The sequence below is a fragment of the Campylobacter sp. LMG 17559 genome, from assembly GCF_024723605.1.
Lineage (GTDB): Bacteria > Campylobacterota > Campylobacteria > Campylobacterales > Campylobacteraceae > Campylobacter_D.
On sequence record NZ_JANQCZ010000023.1, the window covers coordinates 1 to 7,447 of the forward strand.

The 7,447-nt window shown below is 25.4% G+C and carries 4 protein-coding genes; 2 read left to right on the top strand and 2 right to left on the bottom strand.

The genetic code is table 11. From position 1 onward, the window contains the following. Positions 1–685: hypothetical protein (locus CAMP5082_RS07960; protein WP_337206406.1), on the bottom strand; the 685-nt coding region annotated here is incomplete at its 3' end. Next, positions 675–4,217, bottom strand: coding sequence for a type VI secretion system membrane subunit TssM (gene tssM / locus CAMP5082_RS07965; RefSeq protein ID WP_337206407.1), 3,543 nt, complete (start codon positions 4,215–4,217; stop codon positions 675–677). The genes tssM and CAMP5082_RS07960, both read right to left, overlap by 11 nt. 135 nt (positions 4,218–4,352) lie before the next feature. Between tssM and CAMP5082_RS07970 the strand changes: the two genes are divergently transcribed. Further along, positions 4,353–4,868, top strand: coding sequence for an Hcp family type VI secretion system effector (locus CAMP5082_RS07970; protein WP_039626225.1), 516 nt, complete (start codon positions 4,353–4,355; stop codon positions 4,866–4,868). A 108-nt stretch (positions 4,869–4,976) separates the two neighbouring features. Next, on the top strand, positions 4,977–7,313 hold the full coding sequence (locus CAMP5082_RS07975; protein WP_337206408.1) for a type VI secretion system Vgr family protein: 2,337 nt from the start codon (positions 4,977–4,979) through the stop codon (positions 7,311–7,313). The last annotated feature ends 134 nt before the right edge of the window (positions 7,314–7,447 follow it).

Genomic DNA, 7,447 nt, shown 5'->3' on the forward strand with positions numbered 1-7,447 from the left:
CCGTTTGAAAATCATCTATATTTAATTTTTGGAAATTATCATTTAGTATTGTTTTTTTACGATTTTGTGATAATTCATTTTGCAATTTATCTAAAATTTTTTCTATATTTTCATAAGTAAAATCTAAATTAACAGAAGAATTAGACTCCATAATAACTTCAGAATTTTTAATATTATTATCCTCTATAAAACTATAATCTATTTTTGTTTCAATAAGTTCTTTAATGTTTTCTTTTGCCTTAAAATCTAAGCCATCTATTTTTCCTCTAGGTTTTAGCTCTATTTCATCCATCTGTGTGTGTTTTTCTATTTCTTTTATTTCTTTTGCTTGCTTTAAAGTTTCTTGTTTAATCTCTTTTGAATCAACAAAACGCAACTCAATAAGGCCTAACTTTAGAACATCGCCTTTGTTGATAATAATTTCATAACCATCTTCCAATCTAGAAAAAGAATTATTATAAAAAATATCACTGCCTTCTATAGGCGTCATAGTAAAAAAACCTTCTTCAAAAGTAATCTTCATATGTTTTTCTTTAACAGAATTATTTTTATCTTGTATCCAAAATAAACATTCTGGACTTGATCCAACAAGTCCACCAGTTTCATCAAATACACAAGCTACTGTTTTCGTAATATTTTCGTCAATATTTTCAATTATTAATCCTATGGTTTCTTTATCTATCATTTTGAGCCTTTGTTATATTTTCTACTATTTTAAAATCACTTAATATCATAATTATATTATTAATATCTGAGTTGTTATTATTAAGTTTGAAATCAAAATACATTTTTTTATTGTCATTAAATAAAACACTGTAAGATGAATTTGAATTTTTACTTTCCTGTAATAATTTATACCAAGCCCATTCTCCTTTATATGATTTTGTGTAATTTATATTAGCATCTAAATAAGAATATGCAGTGAAATCAAAACTAGTTCCATTGTTAAATTCATCAGTTATAACATCTAATTTTGTATGCAACGTGTGATCATATATAATAGAAGTATCATTATACTGAACTTTTACAAAAGAAAAATCGGCACTTAAGTCAAGACTTTGTAAAGTAAAGCGCACTCTCATTACATCATTTGCATTTAGCATTAACTCTGATAAATTACCAGCCTTAGTAATAAAATCCAAAAATTCTTTGGAAAAAGTTAATCTTGAACTAAATTTAGAATTAATAGAGTAAACATTTTTTCTTTTAATTAGAACATTTGTTAAATATTTTTCATAAAACTTATTTAAAATTCCATTTTTACCAAAGAAATTTTTAAAAGAATCTATACTTAAATCTTGCGAACTTAATAAATTAAAAGGATAAAAAGGAGCTATATCATTAACAAATGGTGCATAAACCTCATTCAACCAAACAGTATTAAACAAAGAAACTCCATGGTTTTCTATAATATTCCAAGCATATAAAGAAAGAGTTACATAATATTTTTCCAATTCACTTGGTAAATTTTTAATATTTTGTTCAAGAGAACTAAATGGGTCGCTAGAATCTTTACTATCGCTTAAAGCGTATTTTATTTTTTCCTCAATAGTTTGCGAGTTATTTGTTGTAAAGTCAGTTATTTTTTTATGAATATTAGACAAATCTGTATTTATTAATTCCATGGTTTTTTGATGACTTCCAACATCTAAACCTACAGCAGTAGCACCCGTATTTAAAATAGAATTTTGTTCTATAATTTTATGATAAGCATCAAACGAACTGGTAATCCCCATAAAACTTGTCTTTATTTCAGCAGCATTAACACCGAGATTATATGCTTGAGTTAGTAAAGTAGCATCGTTAAGATTAGTATTTACACTAACAATTTTTATAAAATTCATTAAAGGATTTTCTTTTTTAGATAGTATATTAAGTTCATTTAACATAGAACTTTTGGAAATAAACTTTTTTGGTGCAAGTGAATTTAAAATTTCTTGCCATTTATTTTGATATTGCGTTAAATAAATTTTAATAATTCCCATTGCCATATTGCTTCTATTTTCAGAATTTGACAAATCATTTAAAATCCACGAATCAATCTCAATGGCTTTATCTATTTTTACATTTAACGTTTGCAAAAAGTCAGCCATACCTCTTTTTGTGTAAATTTCTTCAATACTATCAATTTTAATAGACTCTGAGAAAACATTGTTAGCAGCAAATCCTAATTCATTTTTAAAATTATATACTTTATTTTTTTTATCTAGAATGATAAAGTTAAGTAAAGTATATATTCTTTGAATTTTTGCTACATTATATAGTTTTTCAATAGATAATTTAACCGAAATATCATCTTGCTGAGAAGTGCTTAAATCAATCTTTTGAAGCTCATCGATACCAGATAGAAAATTTTCTTTAGAAATTTTATATTTTTCTAAAAAATTCCAATTTTCATTAATCCATATTTTTAATAAATCTTTATCAAGATATTTTTGCTCAAACAATGATTTATATACATATAAAGTTTTAATTAAGTTATCATAATTATCATCAGTTTGTAATATTATTTCCATTTCTTTTAACAGGGTATTTTTCAACACATCTTCACTAATTTTATAATATAAATTTTGTGCTTTTTTAAAGCCTTTATATGTTATGTTTAAGCTAAAATATTCAAACAAACTTGCCTTTTCGATTAATTGTGGATATACACTTAGTATATTTCTTAAATCAACTAATAATTTTGCTTTCTCTTCTATACTCATCATGGGGTAATCTTGCATATTTTTCAACAAAAATGAAAGATCTGTATAAACACTTTGAGATATTTTCTTTTCTTGCTCACTTTTAAGAATAAAATAAGATGAAATAAAATAAGTCATACAACTCAAAAATATAGTTAGACCCGCAAGCGATATCTTTTTATAAAAACTTTTAATTCTACTTAGCGATGAATCTTTAAAGACAATATCTTCAAGCAAAGACTGAACAAAATAACTTTGCTTGCTAAAAGACTGTTTTACTTGAGCTAATGGTTTTTTTACATTATACTTTTCACAAATTGCATCAAGCATAAAATTTCTTGGCACATTTTCTTGATAAGCACTTACATAATATACCCCTCTTAAAACTGAACTATTTTTTAAAATATTTTCATTTTGGAGTTGCACGATAAAGTCTTTGCTCAATACAAATAAATTATCCAACTGTTTTAAAAATAAATAAATTTTATTTTTTTCCTCTATAGTGTATATAGAAGAATTTTTATCAACAAAACGTAAAAACAAAGATTTGCTTATCTCTTCAAAAGACTTTTGAATATCTTCTTCTTTAAAATGTTCTGTAAAACTTACACCAAAAGCTTTTTTTTGAATTTTTTCATTGAAAATATCAAAAAATTCTCTCATACCTTCTATTAAATCTAATTTTGAAAAAACAACATAAATAGGTAATTGTACACCTAAAATTTTTTCACACTCATGCACTCTTTTTGTTAAATAACGAATTAAATTATTAGAATATTCTTTTGTGTTTTCTAAAAACAATCGAGTATCAATTATTAAGATAATGCCATTTAATTTACTATGAAAATAATTCTTATTTAAAAATTTTAAAAAATTTTGCCAAATGCTCTTTTTAATTAAAAAGTCTCTATTTTTCTCTATATCATCTTCGGGTAACTCATCGCTACTATTAGGATGAAAAAAATCTTCTTGAGAAAAATAATTTCCCTCAGTATCAAGCAAAGCGCCTTTCTTGGAAACATATAAGCTAAAATTATTGGTAGACTTATGCATCTTTTTATATGATTCTAAACTATCACTTAAAGGATATTCTATATCAGAATAATTTATAAAAGTACTTTTACCAGCACCTTCATTTCCCACAATAACAACAAGAGGCAAATTTTTAGTGTTGATATCTTTTTTCCATGTTTGTTTGGCATCTTTTAATGCGATAAAGAAATTTCTTTTTGCTTTGTATAAAAATTCATTAGATTCTTTTTTAATTTCTTTAAGTCTTATTCTTTTGTCATCCTTAAAAGATTTTATAAAATTACTTAAAGGCTTTAAAAGGAAAAACAAAAAAATACAACACCAAAATATAAAAATTATCCCAAATCTTAAATAAGAATTACTAAAAACATAAATTTCATTAAACGCAAATAAAGAACCATAAGCCCAAAAAAATAAACTTAAGACAACTAAAATAATAAGTATTAATGTGATTACGAAAATCCTAGATTTTAAAATTTGCATTATTTTTTGAAACATAATTTTTCCTAATATAAATTCAAATAATTTTTATTTCTATTTATTAATTTTATATTATTTTTACTTATTTTGTATTAAAATATTAAAAGCTTTTAATATAAATATAAAGTTAAAATTATAATCATAAGGAAAAACATGGCACAACCAGCATATATCAAAATCGAAGGTTCAACACAAGGACTTATTTCAAGTGGTGCTTCTACAGAAGCAAGTATAGGAAATCGCTATCAAGCAGGACACGAAGACGAGATTATGGCTCAAGAAATTTCTCATATTGTAACAGTTCCAGTTGATCAACAAAGTGGACAACCATCAGGACAAAGAGTTCATAAGCCTTTTACTTTCACTTGCTCTCTAAACAAAGCAGTTCCTCTACTTTACAATGCACTTACAAAAGGTGAAAGACTTCCGAGTGTTGAAGTTCATTGGTTTAGAACATCAACAAGTGGTGGACAAGAACATTTTTTTACAACTAAATTAGAAGATGCTATCATTACAGATATTACCTTAGTAATGCCAAATGCTCAAGAAGCAAACAATCATGACAAAACAGAGCTTTTTAAGGTATCCTTAAATTACAGAAAAGTTATTTGGGAGCATACAGCGGCTGGAACAAGCGGAAGTGATGATTGGAGAGAAGCAAATTCGTAACACAATAAGCTCATTGCTAAACAATGAGCTTTATATGCTATTTAATATCCTTATCACTTTCATTAAAAATAATCCCAATAAATCCCAATACCAACAAAGGTTTTTTTAATGAATACAAACAACTCTTATCTTAATTTAAAAATTAACAAACTTGATTTTAAAATCACAAAAGCCATTATAAAAGAAAGCTTGGATCAGATCTTCTTATGTGAATGTGAAGGTTTTTATGAAAATATCAATAATGATATTTTTAGTGATGATAATATTGAATTTAATCCTAATATGCTTATTGATAAAGAAGCTTCACTTATAATTAAAAATCCTTATGAAAACAAAAAGATAGACTTTTCAACTAATATTGATATGATTTATCGGGGAATAATATCTTATGTTGACTATTTAGGTGTTAATCAAGGTAGTGCTAGCAATATTGTAAAAGAAAATTTTAAACAATTAAACCATAAACATTTTTTTAAGTTTAACTTGCATTCTCCTTTAATAAGACTTGATTTTAATAAAGCAAATCGTATTTATACTCATACAAACATAATAGAAGTAATTAAACAAACCTTAGCCTATTATAACACCAAGCTAAATAAAAACATTGATTTTTCTAATATTCATCATATATATGAAACTAAAGAATTGATTTCTCAATACAATGAAAGTGATTTAGAATTTATCACAAGATTAGCACACAATCATGGTATTTATTTTTATGAAGATAAAGATAATATTTATTTTTATGATTTTTATACTCATAAAGGCAAAATAAAAGATATAGTTTTTAATCCTAATATCAACAACCATCTTAATGAAACTTGTATTTACGCACTAAATAAAGAAAAACAAATACAAACTAATGCTTTTACTCATTCTAGTAATAATTCCAAACAACCTTTAAGTTTATATTCCTTAAGCACTAAAGCACAAAATGCCAATACACATTATAATGAGCATTCTTATGAAAGTGAATATTCCTTTACACAAAATATTAATTTAAAACAATCCCCTACCCTAAAAGAAAAAAGAAATACTATGCTTAATAATATACTAAAAGCAAAAAGCAATATTTATCATCTTAGTTTAAATGAAAGCATTAAAATTAATATTCAAGAAGAAACCACCAAAGAATATACCATTATAGCAAAAGAACAAATTTTAATTGATGATGCTATTTTAGCTAATACTATCAATACCAATGATAATTTAAATATTAAAGACTTAAATCTAAGCAAATCTTATACAAATAATTTAACCCTTACCCCATCTTTTTTAACCTTTACACCTAGTTTTAAATCTAAACCAAAACCTCCAATTAATACCATGGGTATAGTTATAGGAGAAGATTCTAATATAGAAAATCAAAGAAATACCATATACACAGATGAATATGGAAGAGTAAAAGTAAGGATTAATCTTTATGCTAATCAAGAAGAATTAGATAATAAAACAAACATGTATCACCATAGTCCATTCTTAAGAGTAGCTAGTAATATAGCAAGCAATCATTCAGGTTTTTACCATACACCTAGAATTGGAGATGAAGTTATTATTTCATTTTTAGATGATGATATAGACAAACCTTTTATTAGTGGGAGTTTGTATAATGGGGTGAATGATCCTCTTGTATCGTTGCCACACCATGATCACAAAACTTCCATTAGCTCTAAAACTATAGGAGTATATGAACAAGGATACAATGAACTAACTTTATCCAACTTAAAAGATAAAGAACAAATCTATCTAAAAGCAGAAAGAGACTATGATGAATTGGTTCAGCACAACTTTACTCAAAGAATTTTAAATGATAAAGATTCTATGGTGGATGGGATTTATAATGAAAGAATTAAAAAAGTTCATACGCAAACCATAGATTTAGCTAAAAATGTCAATGTTGGTGCTGAGTATCTAATAAATGTAGGTTTATCTAAAGACACCATAGTTGGATTATCTAACACTTTAAATGTAGGAGTAGACAACAAGTTAAGAGTAGCTAAAAATTCAAGTGAATATATAGGAGAAAATAAAGACACTGAAATATGCGCAAACAAAAATACCATTATACATAAAGATGAAACTAGAAATGTTAAAGGAAACAAAAAAGAAATTATAGAAGGTTATTACAATATAAATACAAGCAATAAAATACAAGTCTTGAGCGAAAAAGAGATAGATTGTAAAAGTAAAGACAATATTCTTTTTACAAGCAATGAATCCATGGGATTTGAAAGCGATAAAAATACAAGTATGGTGGCTGATAATATCACTACCTATGCAAAAACAACTCATTATCTAAGGGCTGATAGTGAGGCAACTATACAAGTAGGAGAAACATTGATTAATGCTAAACCAGATTGTGTTATCATTAAAGCAGGTGGAGTAGAAGTAGTGATAGATTCTAAGGGTCTTGTTGTTAAAGGTGGAGAAATTAAAGCAGAGTAAATATATGGTATTTTTTTGAAAATAAATACTATATTTTAAAATTTTAGAATGCCAAATATTAGTAATACAATAAATAGTATAAAAAAATATCATTATGATTTTTATAGAAAATTTTATAAACTATTTTTAAAATA